Source organism: Kribbella sp. NBC_00662, from assembly GCF_041430295.1.
In the GTDB taxonomy this organism is placed as follows: Bacteria; Actinomycetota; Actinomycetes; order Propionibacteriales; family Kribbellaceae; genus Kribbella.
Genome location: NZ_CP109029.1, coordinates 2217007 through 2233348, shown reverse-complemented (window position 1 = coordinate 2233348; position 16342 = coordinate 2217007). Strand labels below are relative to the sequence as shown.

The following is a 16342-nucleotide window of genomic DNA, read 5'->3' as shown; positions in this document are numbered from 1 at the left end:
ATGAGCGAGCAGGTGTGGCCGGTGCGGTTGACGGTGGTGCCGTACGTGCTTCTTGCGTGCATCGCCGCCGTCACCATCCTGATCAAGCGCGAACAGCCCGGGTCGTTGACCGTCGACCTGGTGCTGTGCGCGCTGATCGGGCTGTGGACGCTGCTGATGTTCACGCTCCGGCCGGCCTGGCGGACCCGGTCCGGCCCGATGGCGATCTTCATCGCCGGATTCGTCCTGCTGCTCGCCGTCCTCGTGGTCCGCGATCCGTGGTTCGGGTTCCTCACGCCGGCCGGGTACTTCTACACCTTCGTCCTGCTGTCGTGGCCCGTCGAGCTGATCGGGATCGGAGCCGTCGCGGTCATCGCGGGCTGGGCGCAGTCGTACGACATTCCCAAGACCGACGTGCTCGGCCTGCTCGGCTGCGCCGCTGTGATCGGTGTGAACGTGGCCGGCATGTGTCTGGCGGCGTGGCTCGGCCGGCGCGACGAAGTACTGAGCCAGCAGCGACAGGATGCGGTCGACGCGCTGACCGAGACCAACCGCCGACTCGAGGCCACCCTCGCCGAGAACGCGGACCTCCACGAGCAGCTCCTGACCCAGGCGCGCGAGGCCGGGATCATCGACGAGCGGCAGCGGATGGCCCGCGAGATCCACGACACGCTCGCGCAGGGGCTGACCGGGATCGTCACCCAGCTCCAGGCTGCCGAGCACGCCGACGACTGGCGGCGGCACGTGTCGACCGCGGTCGGCCTGGCCCGCGAGAGCCTGACCGAGGCGCGACGCTCGGTCCACGCGCTGCGTCCACAGCCGCTCCAGTCGGCGACGTTGAGCGAAGCGATCGCGGACGTCGTACGGCGGTGGTCGGCGCTGCACGGTATCGACGTACAGCTGACCACCACCGGCACGCCGCGGGTGATGACACCCGAGGCGGAGTCGACTCTGCTCCGTGCGACCCAGGAGGCGCTCGTGAACGTGGCGAAGTACGCGCAGGCGACCCGGGTGGGTGTGACGCTGTCGTACATGGAGAAGGAGGTCGCGCTGGACGTCCGCGACGACGGGGTCGGTTTCGATCCGTCCCGCAGTACGACGTCCATGGGCGGCGGGTTCGGGCTGGTCGCGATGCGCCAGCGGGTCGAGGCGCTGAACGGGACGCTCGAGATCGAGTCCGAGCCGGGCTCCGGTACGGCGATCTCCGCGACCGTGCCGCTGCCGGGAGCGTCGGGATGATCCGGCTGCTGATCGCGGACGACCACCCGGTGGTCCGGGACGGACTGAGCGGGATGTTCGCGGCCGAGCCCGGGTTCGAGGTGGTCGGTCAGGCGGGCGACGGCGCGGAGGCGATCCAGCTGGCCGAGACGCTGCGGCCGGACGTGATCCTGATGGACCTGCAGATGCCTGGCATGAACGGGCTCGCCGCGATCAGCGAGCTCACCGGGCGCGGCGTGACGGCGCGGATCCTCGTGCTGACGACGTACGACACCGACGGGTACGTCGTACCCGCGATCGAGGCGGGCGCTACCGGCTACCTCCTCAAGGACGCACCACGGGACGAACTCCTGCGCGCGGTCCGCGCCGCGGCGGACGGGACGTCCGTGCTCGCGCCGTCGGTGGCGAACACATTGATGAACCATGTCCGCACACCGCCCACACCCGACATCGTCAGCCCGCGCGAGCTCGAGGTGCTCGAACTGGTGGCCGCCGGCAACACCAACCGCGAGATCGCCGCCCACCTGTTCATCAGCGAGGCGACGGTCAAGACGCACCTGCTCAACCTCTACGCCAAGCTCGAAGTACCGGACCGCGCGTCGGCTGTCGCCGAGGCGTTCAGGCGCGGCCTGCTCAAGGCTTCCAGCTAGGGCCGGTGTCGTGCGACCGCGTCGGCGGAGCGGTCGTCGCCGTCCGCGCGCAGGCCGTCGATCACGCCGTCGATGTCCGCGTCCGGCCGGTTCTGGCTGAGTTTGAACTTCGCCTCGATCCGGTGGATCGCGAGCTCGACACCGACGATCGCCCGCAGCTGTCCCTGCACGTACTTCTCGGGCGCATCGTCCACCGACCACGGATGGGCCCGGCCGAGCTCGTGCAGGTCCGACAACCGCCGTACGACGTCCTCGACCCAGGCCGCGTCGTCGTGCACTGTCAGCTCGCCGTAGACGTGTGCGGTGACGTAGTTCCAGGTCGGTACGACGCGGCCGTGCTCCTGCTTGGAGGCGTACCAGGTCGGCGAGACGTACGCGTTCGGGCCGCGCATGATCACCAGCGCGTCGCCGATCACCTCGCGCTGCCAGTGATCGTTGTTGCGGGCAACGTGTCCGAGCAGCACGTTGCGAGAGCGGTCGTAGCTGAACGGCAGCATCGTCGCCACCAGACCGTCCGGCGTCATCGTGATCAGATCAGCGGCGCCGTGACTGGCCAGCAGTTCCTGTACCGCGTCGTCGTCGGGGGCGAAGTGCTTGGGAACGTACATGATCAGATCACGATCTCTTGGATCCAGTCAGCAGGGGCCTGCTGATGGAGGCGCCAGTAGTGGTTCGCGATCTCGTCGGGCTCCCAGCCGGTGCCCGGTCCGACGCCACCGCTGACGGTGACGCTCGCGGCGTGGACGCCGGCGGCGCCGTACTGCTGGTGGAGGAGGGCGACGAGCGTGCGGACACCCGCCTTACCCAGCGACAGGCTCACGTAGTCGGGCTTCGACAGCGGCATCCCACCGGTGATCAGGAACGAGCCGCTGCCCCGCTCGGCCATCGCGGGCGCGAGGTGCGCGGCGGTGGTGATCGCTCCGACCACGTTCACCGCCCAGGCATCACGGTGCTGCTGCGCCGTCAGGTCGCCCACCCGGTCGGACTGGATCAGCGCTGCGTTGTAGACGACGACCTCCGGTACGCCGAACGCCTCGACGACCCGATCCAGAGCAGTCCGCAGGCCGACCTCGTCGGTCACATCAGCGGTCACCGGCAGTACGTCGGCGCCCCCGAGCTGCTCCGCGGCCGCCTTCACCGTCGCCTCCGACCGTGCGACCAGTCCGGCGCTCATCCCTTCCCGCGCGAATCGCCGCGCCACCGCGAGACCGATCCCGGGCCCGACCCCCACCACCACGACTCCACCCATACAGCCGAGGATAAAGGTGACACGTCACCGACGCGGCAGGAGGGTGCCGGCCCGTTTGCCGGTGGTCGTCAGCGAATAGGAATCCAGACCCGCATCGGGTGCAGGCCCCGGTTGGCCCAGGCGTAGTAGGGGATGAGAGTCAGGTCGGCTGAGTGAAGAACTGTGATCCCACCGAGTACGTCGGTGCGCTTCGCGGTGATCTCTGCAGTCGGGTTGAGGCGCAGGTCCTCCAGCACCGCGCCAGGCTGCTGGTCGGGTTGCTCGAGCGCGTAGACGAGCGGACCGCGCGCTACGGCGACGCAGCCGCGGGTCGAGTCGACTCGGTCATCAGAGACGAGCAGCCGTGGCGGCATTGGTAGCTGGAGGACGACTTGGTCGCCTGGCTGGAAGACCCGGCGTACGCGGGCGTAGTCGCCGGCTACGACAGGCTTGTCGTCGATTATCGCATCGGAGGCCCACTCCGGGATGCGCAGCGCCAGCTCGACATCCCCGGCCGGTGCGTCGGTGACAGTCACCGTGACGCGGCCGGCCCACGGGTAGTCGGTGTCGACGTCCACGGCGAACGATCCGGCTCGGAGCGTGCTCGCGGCGTACTGGTGGATCTGCAGGCCATCCGTCGTACTGGTGGCGAGGTACGCCGGCAGACTGGCGAAGGTCCGCATCACGTTGGGCGGACAGCACGCACAGTTGAACCACGGCCGTCGCCCGTACGCCGGTGCGCGCTGCACGTCACCGCGCGCACCGGTCCGGCGGTGCAGCGTGTTCACGTAGAAGTAGTCCGCGTCCTCGAGTGACACCGCCGGCAGGATCGCGTTGTAGAGCAGCAGTTCGATCTGGTCGGCGTACGACGAGTCACCCGTTGCCAGCAGCAATCGCCAGGCCCACTGCAGTACGCCGATCGCGGCGCATGTCTCGGCGTACGCACGGTCCGGTGGGAGCTCGTAGTCGTCACCGAACGCCTCACCGTCCCACCGCGAGCCGACCGCACCGGTCACATGCTGCTTGCGCCGGCGCATGTTGTCGTACTGCCGGCGTACGGCGTCCAGCAGTTCCGCGTCGTTCGTCTCGATCGCTACGTCGGTCGCACCGGTGGCGAAGTACACCGCGCGTACGGCGTGGCCCTCCAGCGCATCGGCGTCGCGGACGGGGACGCGGTCGGAGTAGTGCGCCGGGTCGCCGTAGTGGGAGGGATCGAAGCCTGGTTTGGTTGCGTTGCCGTAGCCGCGGGCGTCGACGAAGTACTTCGCCAGGTCCAGGTAGCGGCGGTTGCCGGTTTCGCGGTAGAGCTCGACGAGGGCGGATTCGATGACCGGATGGCCTTCGAGCTCGGGGCGGCCTGTCGGCCCGAAGGTGTCGGCCAGGTGGTCGGCGAAACGGGTGGCTACGTCGAGAAGCACGGTGTCGCCGGTGGCTCGGGATGCGGCTACTGCGGCTTGGAAGAGGTGGCCGGCGCAGTAGAGCTCGTGGCTGTTCCACAGGTGCGTGTACGGCTCCTCGCCCCGAACTTGGATGGCCGAGTTCAGGTAGCCGTCGTCTCGCTGGGCGGCGCTGATCGTCCCGATCAGGTCAGCCAGCGGTTGCGAGCCGTCCCACGCCGCGGCCTCCAGCCACTTGTAGACGTCGGAGTCGCGGAAGCTGGCACCCTGCGCGTCACCGCTCGCCTCGCCGGCGGCGATCCGCAGATTGCCGAGGTTCCCGGCGGCATCGAGCCGCTCGCGACCCAGCGGGATCGCGGCGCGGTTGGCGGCCATCCGGCCGGCCCAGAATCCGCCCGTCACCTGCGCCTCGGACACCGGGCGCAATGTCACGACCGCGGCCGCGGTCGGTACCGCAGGGGATGGCTGCATGCCGGGACGCTAACCGCGTCCCGAGACCGGACACCAGGTGCTAATGGGGATTAGCTGCTAATAGCCAGCTAATCAATGTGACCTCTTGACACCTGCTCGAAACGCTGGCGAAACTTCCGGAACCGCTGTGGTAGGGCGTATTAGCAGGAAGGCAACCAGGTTGAGTCGGACACCGGCGAAGAGACCCACGCAGGCCGATATCGCCCGGCTCGCCGGGGTCAGCCAGGCGACCGTTTCGCTGGTGCTCAACGAGCGCGACGCGAGCATCCGGATCAGCCCGGCGACCCGCGAGCGGGTGCTGACCGTGATGCGCGAGTGGGGGTACGTCGCGAACGCGTCGGCCCGCTCGCTGGCCGGCGGCCGGAACAAGATCATCGGCGTCTACACGTTCGAGCCGGTCTTCCCGACCAGCGGCGTGGACTTCTACTTCCCGTTCCTGCTCGGCATGGAGCAGGAGGCGGCCGAACTGGGCTACGACCTGCTGCTGTTCACCAGCGCCGGCGGTGAGCGGCAGATCTTCCGCGATGGCTCGACCCGGCTCTGGCACGCGGACGGCGCACTGCTGCTCGGCCGCGATCCCAACGTCGAGGAGATCGAGCGACTGCGCGACTCCGGCTACCCGTTCGTGTACGTCGGCCACCGCGAGGTGTCCGGTCCGCCGGTGTCGTACGTCGCAGCCGACTACGCCGGTGCGACCCAGCAGCTCACCGAGCGGCTGTTCGAGCTGGGTCACCAGCGCGTGGCGTACGCACGGATCGGCAACGGCGGCGCGCAGCCGAGTCGTGATCGCGAAGGCGGGTTCCGCCAGGCAACGCCGTACCAGCATCTTGCCGGGCCGGTGTGGACGCTCGACTCCGTTGCGGAGGTGGACGGCCTGGTGGAGGAGTTGCAGCGTGGCGGCATCACCGCAGTGCTTGCGGAGCAGCAGTTGCTGGCTGAGGAGCTGCTGGTGTGCGCGACTCGGCGCGGTCTGACCATCCCTGATGACCTGAGTGTCGTCGAGCTGGGTGACTCGACCGGTGCGCGGCACGACGGCACTCCGTGGACCGGACTGATCGTGCCGCGCGAGCAGATGGGCCGTCAGGCGATGGGCTTACTGGTGCAACTGCTGGAAGCACCGGACTCCGGTGCGCGCAGTGAAAGCGTCCCGTGCGGGTTCGCGCCCGGTGCGACGGTCGGACCTCTCAAGGAGCTTCCATGATTCGCGTTGTGGTCAAGCGACTGCTGATCGGCGTCCTGGTGATGTGGGGCGCCGCGTCGCTGATCTTCCTCATCGTTCGGGTCGCGCCGGGTGACCCCGTCTCGATCCTGCTCGGTCCGGACGCGACACAGGACCAGATCAAGGAGCTGAGCGCTTCACTCGGCCTGCATCGCCCGCTGGCCGTGCAGTACGTCGACTACCTCGGTCACGCCGTACGGCTCGACTTCGGCGACTCGTACCGGCTCGGGCACCCGGCGATGTCCGAAGTACTCGAACGGCTGCCGGCCACCGCGGAGCTGATGCTGGCGTCCACTCTGATCGCAGTGATCCTCGGTCTGACGCTGGGACTGCTGGCGGGCGGTCGCCCGGGCAGCGTGGTCGACCGAGTGGTGTCTGCGGCGGCGATCGCGCTGCAGTCGTTCCCGACGTTCTGGATCGGGATCATGCTGATCCTGGTCTTCGCGCTGGCGCTGCGGCTGCTGCCGAGCTCCGGCTCGGGTACTCCGCAGCACCTGATCCTCCCGGCCGTCACGATGGCGCTTCCGTTCACGGCGATCGTCGCCCGGCTGACGCGGACCAGCGTCGCCGAGACGCTGCGCGAGCCGTACATCCAGACGGCGAAGTCCAAAGGGCTCACCGATCGCCAGGTGCTGCTCGGGCACGCACTGCGCAACTCGCTGCTGCCGGTCGTCACGATCGTCGGGCTGCACATGGGCGGTCTGATGGGCGGCGCGGTGATCGTCGAGAACGTCTTCTCGTGGCCGGGACTCGGTTCGCTCGTCGTCGACTCGGTCACGAACCGCGACTACGAGGTGGTGCAGGCGGCGACGTTCGTGATCGCCGGCATCGTGATGCTCTTCAACCTGGCCGCCGATCTCGTCTACTCCCAGCTCGATCCGCGCATCCGCTTGGAGGGCAGCTGATGGCCACGCTCGCGGTGACCCGTCCGCTCGCCGTCCGCCGGGTCGGCGGCTGGCTCGGCAAGATCCCGTACGTCGTACTCGCGATCTACGCACTGGTCGCGGCGATCGGCCCGCTGGTGATCGACTACAACCCGATCCGTACCTCCCTCGACGACCGGCTGCTCAAGCCCGGTTCGCACCTGTCCACCGGCGGCACCGCCTGGCTCGGCACGGACGGTCTCGGCCGCGACGTCCTCGCCCAGGTCGTGTACGGCGCCCGGACGTCGATCCTGATCGGTATCGCGACCGTCCTGGTCTCGTGCGTCGTCGGCGTCACGATCGGCACCGTCGCCGGGTACTTCCGCGGCTGGCTCGACACGTTCCTTGCCCGGGGCATCGACATCCTCCTGGCCTTCCCGGCGATCCTGCTGACGATCGTGATCGCCGGCGCGTTCGAGCGCAGCGTGCCGGTGGTGGTGATCGCGCTGGCGGCGACGGCCTGGATCTCGTTCGCCCGGGTCACCCGCAGCGTCTCGCTCTCGTTGCGGGAACGAGCCTGGGTCGACGCGGCCCGCGTGCTCGGCGTCCGGCGTACGTCGATCCTGCTGCGCCACGTCGTACCGTTCACGATCGGTCCGGTGGTCGCGCTGGCCACGCTCGAGTTCGCGCTCGTGGTGCTGGCCGAGGCCGGACTGAGCTTCCTCGGCATCGGGCTGCCGCCGTCGGCGGTGTCCTGGGGACAAACCATTGCCAACGGCAAGCAGTACCTGGACAGCGCGTGGTGGATCTCGGCTCTGCCGGGATTCGCCCTGTCGCTGCTGATCGTCAACATCGGCATCCTCGGTGACCAGCTCACCGCCCGTTACGGACGCGGACAGCTCAACTGATGACGCGTCGGAAGGCAGGAGAAACCTCATGATCCCTCTGACACGACGGGCGGCTTTGACGCTCGGGGTCGCCGCCGCCATGGCCCTCACGGCGTGCTCCGGCGCCACCACCGGCGGCAGCTCGAGCTCCGGCGGCGGTGAGGTGGTGATCGCCGGCACCTATCCGGTCGACAGCATCGATCCGGGCGGACCGCAGGGCGGCGGCACCGGACCGCAGATGGTCGAGCAGCAGATCTTCAGCCGGCTGGTCCGGACCAAGACCGACGGTTCGGTCGAGGGGGACCTGGCGACCTCCTGGAAGTCCGACGCCACCGCTCGCACCTGGACTTTTACCTTGCGGAAGGGCGTCAAGTTCAGTGACGGGACCGCGTTGAAGGCTGCCGATGTGGTCGATTCGTTCAAGCGGTTCACCGACCTCAAGGGCACGAACGCGGCGAACTTCCCCGGCTACACGATGACGGCGCCGTCCGACGGCACCGTCGTACTCACGGCGTCCAAGCCGGATGCCGCGATCCCGCGCAAGCTCGCGGTGTTCTTCGTGCTGCCGTCGGGTGTCGGGGCCAACGACACTGCGTTCTTCGACAAGCCGGTCGGCACCGGGCCGTTCAAGCTCGACAAGTTCAGCCCGAACGAGATCGTCCTGGTGCCGAACGCGCAGTACTACGGCGGAGCGCCGAAGGTCACCAAGGTGACGATCAAGAAGATGCCCGAGCTGGCGGCCCGGCTGACCGCGCTGCGCACCGGCGAGGCGGACGTCGTCTGGGGGATCCCGGACGATCAGCTGTCCGAGGTGCAGAAGGACTCGACGCTGAACGTCGAGATCGTGCAGAGCTCGGCCGTCTACACGATGTGGTTCAACTCGTCGACGCCGGCTTTGAAGGACGCGGCCGTCCGGCGAGCCTTGTGGGAGGCGGTCGACTTCCCGACGATCATCAAGAAGCTGTACCCGCAGACCGGCTCGCTGTCGGACTCGGTGGTGTCGAAGCAGACCCTCGGATACGTCGCGCAGACACCGGTCAAGTACGACCCGGTGGCGGCGAAGGCCGCGTTGACGGCGGCCGGCTTCGACTTCGGCACCAAGTTGCGACTGCAGTTCGCGAACGCGGAGTTCCAGCAGTTCAACCAGGCGGTCGTTTCGGATCTGCAGAAGATCGGCGTCCAGGTCGACCTGCTGCAGAAGGAGCAGGCGGTCTTCACCAAGGACCTGCTCGCGCTGAACTGGGACATCAACTTCCAGCAACTGTCGAACCCGATGCTCGACGCCGCAAACACCGTCGGCCGGCTCTACCCGTGCGCGGCCAAGCGCAATGGCTACTGCAACCCGGCGCTGGACAAGCTGATCTCCCAGGCCGCGGCCAGCACCGACGAGAAGGAGCGGGTCAAGCTGTACGGCGAGGCCGAGAAGATCATCTGGGACGATGCGGTCGGCATGTTCCCGATGGCGGTCAAGTACGCGTACGCGTGGAACAAGCGCCTCAGCGGCTTCACCCCCGACCCCAACGGGCTGCCCGACTTCTCCAAACTGCAGGTCAACTCTTGAGCCCGGCCAAGCCGTCCGCGCCCGCCCCCTTGCGGGGCGGGGCGGGGAGCGAGGCTGTGGCGCCACAGCTTCTGCTGCGGGCGTCCGGGCTCGCCGTCGACCTGCCGGGGCGGGCGGGCGTGGTGAGGGTCGTCGACGAGGTGTCCTTCGACATCCCGTCGGCGACCACCGTCGGCCTGATCGGTGAGTCCGGCTCGGGGAAGACCATGACCGCGAACGCTCTCATCGGTCTGCTGCCCGACGGCGCGTCCGTGTCCGGCTCACTCAGCTGGCGTGGGGAGGAGTTGCTGACGGCAACTTCTTCCCGTCGTCGGGAGCTTCGGGGGCACGAGATCGCGATGATCTTCCAGGACCCGCTGGCCGCGCTCAACCCGACCCAGACCATCGGCCGTCAGGTCGGCGAGATCCTGCGGCGGTCCGGCCAGTCTCGATCGGCGGTTCGCGAGCGCGTGATCGAACTGCTCGACCGTGCGGGGATCCCTTCGGCGGCCGAAAAGCTTGGCAGCTTCCCGCACGAGTTCTCCGGTGGCATGCGACAGCGCGCCGTGATCGCGATGGCGCTCGCCGGCAGCCCGTCCCTCCTGCTCGCCGACGAGCCGACAACCGCGCTGGACGTGACGGTGCAGGCGCGCATCCTGCGATTGCTCCGCTCGATCCAGGAGGACGCCGGACTCTCGATGCTGTTGGTCAGTCACGATCTGCGGGTGATGGCTCACGTCGCCCACCAGGTCGTCGTGATGTACGCCGGACGCGTGGCGGAGCGCGGCGCGACGTCCGACGTACTGCGGCGGCCCGCGCACCCTTACACGCGGGCGCTGGTCGACAGCGTTCCCGCCGTACGGACGAAGACGGCTCTGGCGCATCCGTTGCCGGGCACTCCGGCCACGCCCGCGAATCGGCCAACTGGGTGTGCGTTTCATCCGCGGTGTCCGTTGGCGCAGGAGCGGTGCCGGAGTGAGCAGCCGTCGCTGCGTGAGGTCGCACCCCGGCGCTGGAGCGCGTGCCACTTCGCTGAGGAGGTGCTTGATGCTTGAGGTGCGCGATCTGCGGGTCACGTTCGGCCCGCGCCGCAGGCCGTTCGTCGCGGTGGACGGGGTCAGCCTGACCGTCGGCGCCAACGAGACCGTCGGGCTGGTGGGGGAGTCCGGGTCGGGCAAGACCACGGTCGCGCGGTCGATCGTCGGTTTGGTCCGGCCGGCGTCCGGCTCGCTGACCTATGACGGACGGGCGTTGCCGCCTGGCACCCGGCGGCCGGCCGAACTTCGGCGGGCGATCCAGATGGTGTTCCAGGATCCGCGCTCGTCACTCAATCCGCGGATGACGGTCGCCTCGATCATCGGCGAGGCATGGCGCACCCACCCGTCAGCGGCTACGGACCTTGACCAGCTGCTCGCGGATGTCGGACTCGATCCGTCGGTGGCCGGACAGCGGGCAAGTCAGCTCTCGGGTGGTCAGTGTCAGCGTGTGAGCCTGGCTCGCGCGTTGGCCGTGAAGCCCCGGCTGCTGGTCTGCGACGAAGCTGTCTCAGCGCTGGACGTCTCGGTCCAGGCGCAGATCCTCCGCCTCCTCGACGACCTCCGCCAACGACACAACCTGTCGATGCTGTTCATCTCCCACGACCTCGGTGTCGTCCACCAGATCGCCGATCGCATCGCCGTCATGCGCCGCGGCGTACTGGTCGAGGAGGGCGCGGCCACCGACGTACTGAGCTCGCCGCAACACGAGTACACCCAAAGCTTGCTCGACGCGGCACTCGAGCTAAACAGCTGAACGCAACTCGGCGGCCTGGTCGTAGTCGCGGTGCCAGTCGCCGGTCGGTGGGAGGATGATGCGCTCGACACCGGCGGCCTCGTAGGCAGCCAGTTGCTCGGCCGGGTTGCCGTTGAGTTGAGGGGCGACGACGGTCGCCTTCAGTTGTTTGCCGTCGGCAAGTTCGTTGATGCGGTCGAGGTTGGCGCGGACCTCGTCCGGCGTGGCCGCGATCGTCGCCCAGCCGTCGCCGTACTTGGCCGCGCGGCGATGGGCTCGCGGACCGTTGCCTGCGACAAAGATCGGTGGCACCTGCGAGCCGGGGGAGAGTGTCACCTCGACGTCTTCGGCGACCGTCGCAGGCTCCCCGGCGATGAGATCTCGCAGTACGGCGAGAGCTTCGTCGGTCAACCTTCCGCGTTCGGCGTACTCCACCCCGGCCGCCCGCCAGCCTGCGTCACCGTGCGCCGGATTCCCCGTGCCGACACCGAGGACGACCCGATTGTTCGACACCAGCTGCAGCGTGTTGACCTGCTTCGCCGCCCACGCGACCGGCCGCAGCGCCAGCAGCATCACGTTGTACCCGACCGTGATCCGCTCGGTCACCGCGGCCGCGGTCGCCAGTACGACGCTGCTGTCGAGCAGCGGCGCGCTCGCGACCAGATGATCCGTCGACCAGACCGAGTCCAGCCCGACGCTCTCGGCGTACCGGGCGGCCTCCCGGACGTCGCCGAGGATCGGGCGCTCGGGATCCGGCGTCGACGTCGGAAGGATGACTCCGATCTCAAGGCTCATACCTCGGGCCAACTCCCGTCCGGACGACCCTATTCCTTGGTCAGCGAATGGACCGCGGGCTTGAGCAACTCGACAATCTTGTCCGGATCGGCATCGGCCAGGTGGTCCAGCTTGAGCAGATGCCGCCCGAGCACCACGCCGATCAGGACGGCACTCACCACATCGGCACGGAGCTCGCCGTCGGCGCCATGGATCGCCTTGCTGATGTTGCTCCCGCGGACATGTGGATTGCCGCGGACCTCGTCAGCGGCGTCGGGATGGGTCAGCATCGAGCGCAGTACGGCGAGCGACGCGACCGGCTCCTCGATCAACGACTGCCGGAGCCGCTCGAGCAGCTGCTCGGCGACCTCTTCGGGCGTGCCGTCGACCAGCGGCCGGCTCTCGGTCTCGGCCGCGCGGGCGAACAGCTGCTGTTTGTTGCCGAAGTAGTGCATCACCAGGCCCGGATCGACCTGCGCGGCAGCGGCCACGGCGCGGATCGTCGTCCGGTCGTATCCGGTCTCGGCGAACAGCCGGCGTGCCTCGGTCAGGATCCGCTCCTGCGTCTCGATACGCCGGCGGTCGCGGGTGGTCTCGTTCACCGAATTCATTCTACAGGTGTTGAATCTTCCGGAATTTCGTTCTACGGTCGTTGAATGACTCCTGAGGAAGTACTTGAGCTGCGCCGCCAGTACCTGATCGATCGTGACTTCGAGTCGTTCGCCGACCTCTTCGCGGAGGACGCCGTCATCGAGATGCCGTTCGCCCTCCAAGGCGTGCCCGACCGCCTCGTCGGCCGCGAGGCGATCCGCGAGTTCTCACTCAAGGCCGGCACCCGTGCCGTCGAGATCACCGACCTCCGCACGGTCCAGCTGCACCGGACCACCGATCCCGAGGTGGTGATCCTCGAACTCGTCACCGAGGCGCGGCACACGACCACCGACGTACCGTTCCAAGCCACCTGCATCCAGGTCTTCCGGATCCAGGACGGCAAGATCAAGCTGTTCCGCGACTACGTCGGCGCCCACTCCGTCCCCGACCTGACCTGATCCTCAGGCTCCCCACGAAGCGCCCAACGGATTGCGTCCGGCGACCTTGTCGGGTGAGGTGGTGGGGTGAGCCTGAGGATCCAGAACGTCGTGTTCGCCTGCCCGGGGAACACACCGGACAGCTACGACCGCGGGGCGCGGCCGGTCGCGAACTTCTACGCCGAGCTGCTGGGGATGGAGATCATCCGCGAGGACTGGTTCCTCGTCGGCGGTGGCGCGTCCGACGTGCAGCTTGCGTTCGGCGACGGGCCGATCGACTACCGGCCGCCGGCGTGGCCCGATGGCGCGCAGCAGATGCATCTCGACATCGCCGTACCCTCGTCCGCTCAGCTGGCTGGGGCTCGGCTGCTGCAGGACAACGGCGAGTGGCAGGTGTACGCCGATCCGATCGGGCATCCGTTCTGCCTGCTGCCGTCGGACCGCGCGTACATCCGCCGCATCGTCATCGACTGCCCCGACCCGCGCGCCCTCGCTTCGTTCTACAGCTCGCTGCTCGATCGGCCCGAGCGCTCGCTGGACACTGCGTCGCGGGTAGTCCTCGCCGGCACACCGGAGCTCGCCTTCCAACACAGTACGTCGCCGGCGCCACGCTGGCCCGACCCGGCGTACCCCCAACAAGTGCATCTCGACCTGTCGACCACAGACGTACCCGCTGCCCGTGCGCACGCTCTGGCCGTCGGCGCTGAGCCGCTGCAGACCGGTCCGGATCACCATGTGTTCGCGGACCCGGCCGGTCATCCTTTCTGCATCTAGAGTCCCGTGGGTGAGTAGACGACTGGCGGCGTACGCGGTGTGTATCGAGGACGGGCAGGTGCTGCTCGCGCGCTACGTCTCGCCGTACGGCGACGGCACGTGGTGGACGCTGCCGGGTGGAGGCGTCGAGCCGTGCGAGGACCCGTTCGACACCGTCACCCGCGAGGTCGCCGAGGAGACCGGGTACTCATCCGTTGTCGAGCGTCTGCTCGGCGTCGACTCCCGCATCATCCCGGCCGCCGAACGCCACCGCCCCGGCCCCGAGGACCACCAGAACATCGGCATCTTCTACGCCGTCCGCATCACCGCCGGCACCACCCGCCCCGAACCCAACGGCGAAACCGCCGAATCTGTCTGGACTCCGCTCACCACGGTCCCCACCCTCGCCCGCGCCACCCTCGTGGACACCGGCATCGCCCTGGCCCAGTCCCAACCTCCCACCGGTCACGTCCCACCGGCCGCCTCCACGGACGTCATCCGACCCTGATCGGCACGTCCTGTCGATCGGCGCGGACCTCGCGCATCGGTCAGGTATGAGCGACATCGTGATCGAGAAGATCATCCGACCTGAACGCACCCTGTCCGGCACCTGGCTCGAAGTCATCGCCTCGAACCTCGACTACCACCGAGCCACCTTCCTGTGGAAATGCGAGGGCCTGACGGAGACCCAACTCCGCCAACGCCCGATCCCGTCCACAGACTTGACCCTGCTGTCCCTCATGCGCCACCTACAGGGTGTCGAACGCTACTGGCTACAACACCGCCTGGCCGACACGACCCCGCAGTACCCCTCCTACCGAACCAACCCCGACACCGACTGGTTCGACGAGTCAGACCCCACCCCGGCGGCCGCCGTGTACGCCGACTACCTGTCCGCCTGCGCCGACTCCCGCGCCCTCTTCCCACCCAAGGATCTGACCCGCCTCATCCCCAACCCCGAATTCGGCAACACCGACCCCCACTTCATCCTCACCCACGTCATAGAGGAATACGCCCGCCACGTAGGCCACGCCGACCTCCTCCGAGAATCCCTGGACGGCACCACCGGCGAATGACCGGCTCTGAAATACAGTCGTCGACGTGTATGAGCTTCCGGTAGAGAACACGGACGGGTCGGTGCTGCTCAGCTTCGAGCGGATTCGTGAAGACCAGGTCGGCAGCCTGGATCCGTCGGTGCCGTTGACCGCTTCCCTCGTGGTGCTCTGGTGCGGTGACGAATGCCTGATGGTCTTCAACCGCTTCCGGAACGCCTGGGAGCTGCCCGGCGGCATGATCGATCCAGGTGAGACCCCGCGCGAAGCCGCAGTACGCGAACTCGCAGAGGAGAGCGACCAACGCGCGGACTCCCTCGAGTTCGCCGGCGTAGCCAAGATCCGGATCGCCCCCGACAACCGCGTCGAGCACCTCGCGACCTACCGCGGCCAGCTCGCCACACCCCAACCCTTCACACCGAACAAAGAAATGTCCGCCGCCACCTGGTGGAACCCCACCGACCCGCTACCCGACCTCTTCCCGATCGACGCCGCCCTCGCCTTCCTCTGCCCGTAGCGCTGCGGAGGGTTCTTGGTAGAGGCGAGAGGGCAGGCCTATGGCACCCGTTCAGCTGACACTCGCCCCCAGGGCGCCCATACCGACGCGGTGAACGAGATCACGCTGTCGGTCCCGCGCTATCGCCGTGAGGTCGGGGTCGTCGCACCCGTCGAGGGTGGAACGGTCCGCGTCGAGCTGGGAGACGATGCTATTCAGCTGTTCGGGGATGCAGCCGGCCTTCGCGATCTGGCCCGATGGTGCCTGTCGCTGTCTGATCCATCGGTACCGGATGGCAGGCACATCCATCTCGACGCTGGGCATACCCCGCTCAGCTCTGAGTCCGTTCCTCTTCTGATCGCGCGCCAAGACAGCGTCAACGCCACTCCCCCCAGTGATCCAGGCGGACGCGATCGCGGTATCCGGCAGACACATAAAGGCGCGCGGTGGGAGAAGCAACGGATGATGATGGTGCGATGCCTGAAAAACACTCACGCCCCGTGCCTGGCGGCCGGGCTTTCTACCTGACCGAACGCCTGTGGGAGTTGTCGGCCGGCCTCCCCGTCGAGTCGGTGCCGATCGACTCCATCAAGGCGTTCGACGAGGACTGCTGGTTCGGTGGGCGACCCGTCACCTGCCGAATGGTCGCCCGCCACGCAGCCCTCATCCAGAAAGCCGACCTCAGCTACCCAGTCATCCTCTCCGCAGACGGCCGCCTCATGGACGGCGGCCACCGAATCTCCAAGGCCTGGATCAACGGCCACACGACAATCAACGCCGTCCGCTTCAAAGCCGACCCAGCCCCCGCCTACTTCGAACGGGACACCACCACCTGAGCCCCGCAGCGTCCAAGCGGATGGCTGATCGGCGCTCAGACGCCAGAGCTCGGCTGATGGCAGATGCGATCGCGACCTAGTAATCCAGGTCGATCGCTGACCTCGGCGCTGTCGTCAGGATCGGCTCAACGGCATGACTCGCGCTGATCGCGGCGTGGGGTGCGTTCGCATCTAGTGTGTC

Annotated in this window: 20 protein-coding genes; 15 read left to right on the top strand and 5 right to left on the bottom strand. The window is 68.1% G+C overall.

Features of this window, described 5'->3' with window-relative positions; all coding sequences use genetic code 11:
* The gene (locus OHA10_RS11345) at positions 1–1218 is read left to right on the top strand and encodes a sensor histidine kinase (protein ID WP_371406133.1); all 1218 of its coding nucleotides are present in this window, start codon (positions 1–3) and stop codon (positions 1216–1218) included.
* Entirely contained in the window at positions 1215–1847 is a 633-nt protein-coding gene (locus OHA10_RS11340) for a response regulator (protein ID WP_371406132.1), read from the top strand. Before OHA10_RS11345 ends, OHA10_RS11340 begins: the two co-directional genes overlap by 4 nt.
* Here OHA10_RS11340 and OHA10_RS11335 read toward each other — a convergent pair.
* From OHA10_RS11335 to OHA10_RS11325, 3 genes are all read right to left on the bottom strand, one after another.
* On the bottom strand, positions 1844–2455 hold the full coding sequence (locus tag OHA10_RS11335) for an FMN-binding negative transcriptional regulator (RefSeq protein WP_371406131.1): 612 nt from the start codon (positions 2453–2455) through the stop codon (positions 1844–1846). The two genes, OHA10_RS11340 and OHA10_RS11335, sit on opposite strands and share 4 nt — an antisense overlap.
* 2 nt (positions 2456–2457) lie before the next feature.
* Positions 2458–3096, bottom strand: coding sequence for an SDR family oxidoreductase (locus OHA10_RS11330; RefSeq protein WP_371406130.1), 639 nt, complete (start codon positions 3094–3096; stop codon positions 2458–2460).
* A gap of 68 nt (positions 3097–3164) precedes the next feature.
* Positions 3165–4943, bottom strand: a complete 1779-nt coding sequence (locus OHA10_RS11325; protein ID WP_371406129.1) for a glycoside hydrolase family 127 protein — start codon at positions 4941–4943, stop codon at positions 3165–3167.
* 160 nt (positions 4944–5103) lie between these two features.
* Here OHA10_RS11325 and OHA10_RS11320 point away from each other — a divergent pair, with 160 nt between their 5' ends.
* The 6 genes from OHA10_RS11320 to OHA10_RS11295 are packed head-to-tail and all read left to right on the top strand — an operon-like array spanning position 5104 to position 11243.
* The gene (locus OHA10_RS11320) at positions 5104–6144 is read left to right on the top strand and encodes a LacI family DNA-binding transcriptional regulator (protein ID WP_371406128.1); all 1041 of its coding nucleotides are present in this window, start codon (positions 5104–5106) and stop codon (positions 6142–6144) included.
* A complete protein-coding gene (locus OHA10_RS11315) occupies positions 6141–7067 on the top strand; it encodes an ABC transporter permease (protein WP_371406127.1) in 927 nt (308 codons plus the stop codon). The genes OHA10_RS11320 and OHA10_RS11315 overlap by 4 nt, the downstream gene beginning before the upstream one ends.
* A complete protein-coding gene (locus OHA10_RS11310) occupies positions 7067–7933 on the top strand; it encodes an ABC transporter permease (RefSeq protein ID WP_371406126.1) in 867 nt (288 codons plus the stop codon). Before OHA10_RS11315 ends, OHA10_RS11310 begins: the two co-directional genes overlap by 1 nt.
* A gap of 28 nt (positions 7934–7961) precedes the next feature.
* Positions 7962–9473, top strand: a complete 1512-nt coding sequence (locus tag OHA10_RS11305; RefSeq protein WP_371406125.1) for an ABC transporter substrate-binding protein — start codon at positions 7962–7964, stop codon at positions 9471–9473.
* Positions 9474–9529: 56 nt separating this feature from the next.
* On the top strand, positions 9530–10507 hold the full coding sequence (locus OHA10_RS11300; protein WP_371406124.1) for an ABC transporter ATP-binding protein: 978 nt from the start codon (positions 9530–9532) through the stop codon (positions 10505–10507).
* Entirely contained in the window at positions 10500–11243 is a 744-nt protein-coding gene (locus OHA10_RS11295) for an ABC transporter ATP-binding protein (protein ID WP_371406123.1), read from the top strand. The genes OHA10_RS11300 and OHA10_RS11295 overlap by 8 nt, the downstream gene beginning before the upstream one ends.
* Here OHA10_RS11295 and OHA10_RS11290 read toward each other — a convergent pair.
* The gene (locus OHA10_RS11290; protein ID WP_371406122.1) at positions 11232–12017 is read right to left on the bottom strand and encodes an LLM class flavin-dependent oxidoreductase; all 786 of its coding nucleotides are present in this window, start codon (positions 12015–12017) and stop codon (positions 11232–11234) included. The two genes, OHA10_RS11295 and OHA10_RS11290, sit on opposite strands and share 12 nt — an antisense overlap.
* 29 nt (positions 12018–12046) lie before the next feature.
* Positions 12047–12598, bottom strand: a complete 552-nt coding sequence (locus OHA10_RS11285) for a TetR/AcrR family transcriptional regulator (protein ID WP_371406121.1) — start codon at positions 12596–12598, stop codon at positions 12047–12049.
* A 54-nt stretch (positions 12599–12652) separates the two neighbouring features.
* Here OHA10_RS11285 and OHA10_RS11280 point away from each other — a divergent pair, with 54 nt between their 5' ends.
* From OHA10_RS11280 to OHA10_RS11250, 7 genes are all read left to right on the top strand, one after another.
* Complete coding sequence (locus OHA10_RS11280; protein WP_371406120.1) at positions 12653–13045, top strand: nuclear transport factor 2 family protein; 393 nt, start codon at positions 12653–12655, stop codon at positions 13043–13045.
* Between the two features lie 66 nt (positions 13046–13111).
* Positions 13112–13798, top strand: coding sequence for a VOC family protein (locus OHA10_RS11275; protein ID WP_371406119.1), 687 nt, complete (start codon positions 13112–13114; stop codon positions 13796–13798).
* A 10-nt stretch (positions 13799–13808) separates the two neighbouring features.
* A complete protein-coding gene (locus tag OHA10_RS11270; protein ID WP_371406118.1) occupies positions 13809–14285 on the top strand; it encodes an NUDIX hydrolase in 477 nt (158 codons plus the stop codon).
* A 46-nt stretch (positions 14286–14331) separates the two neighbouring features.
* Positions 14332–14853 (top strand): DinB family protein, encoded by a 522-nt coding sequence (locus tag OHA10_RS11265; protein WP_371406117.1) that lies wholly within the window; start codon positions 14332–14334, stop codon positions 14851–14853.
* 25 nt (positions 14854–14878) lie between these two features.
* On the top strand, positions 14879–15346 hold the full coding sequence (locus OHA10_RS11260) for an NUDIX hydrolase (protein WP_371406116.1): 468 nt from the start codon (positions 14879–14881) through the stop codon (positions 15344–15346).
* A 90-nt stretch (positions 15347–15436) separates the two neighbouring features.
* The gene (locus tag OHA10_RS11255) at positions 15437–15853 is read left to right on the top strand and encodes a hypothetical protein (RefSeq protein ID WP_371406115.1); all 417 of its coding nucleotides are present in this window, start codon (positions 15437–15439) and stop codon (positions 15851–15853) included.
* Positions 15826–16161, top strand: a complete 336-nt coding sequence (locus OHA10_RS11250) for a hypothetical protein (protein WP_371406114.1) — start codon at positions 15826–15828, stop codon at positions 16159–16161. The genes OHA10_RS11255 and OHA10_RS11250 overlap by 28 nt, the downstream gene beginning before the upstream one ends.
* Positions 16162–16342 lie beyond the last annotated feature (181 nt).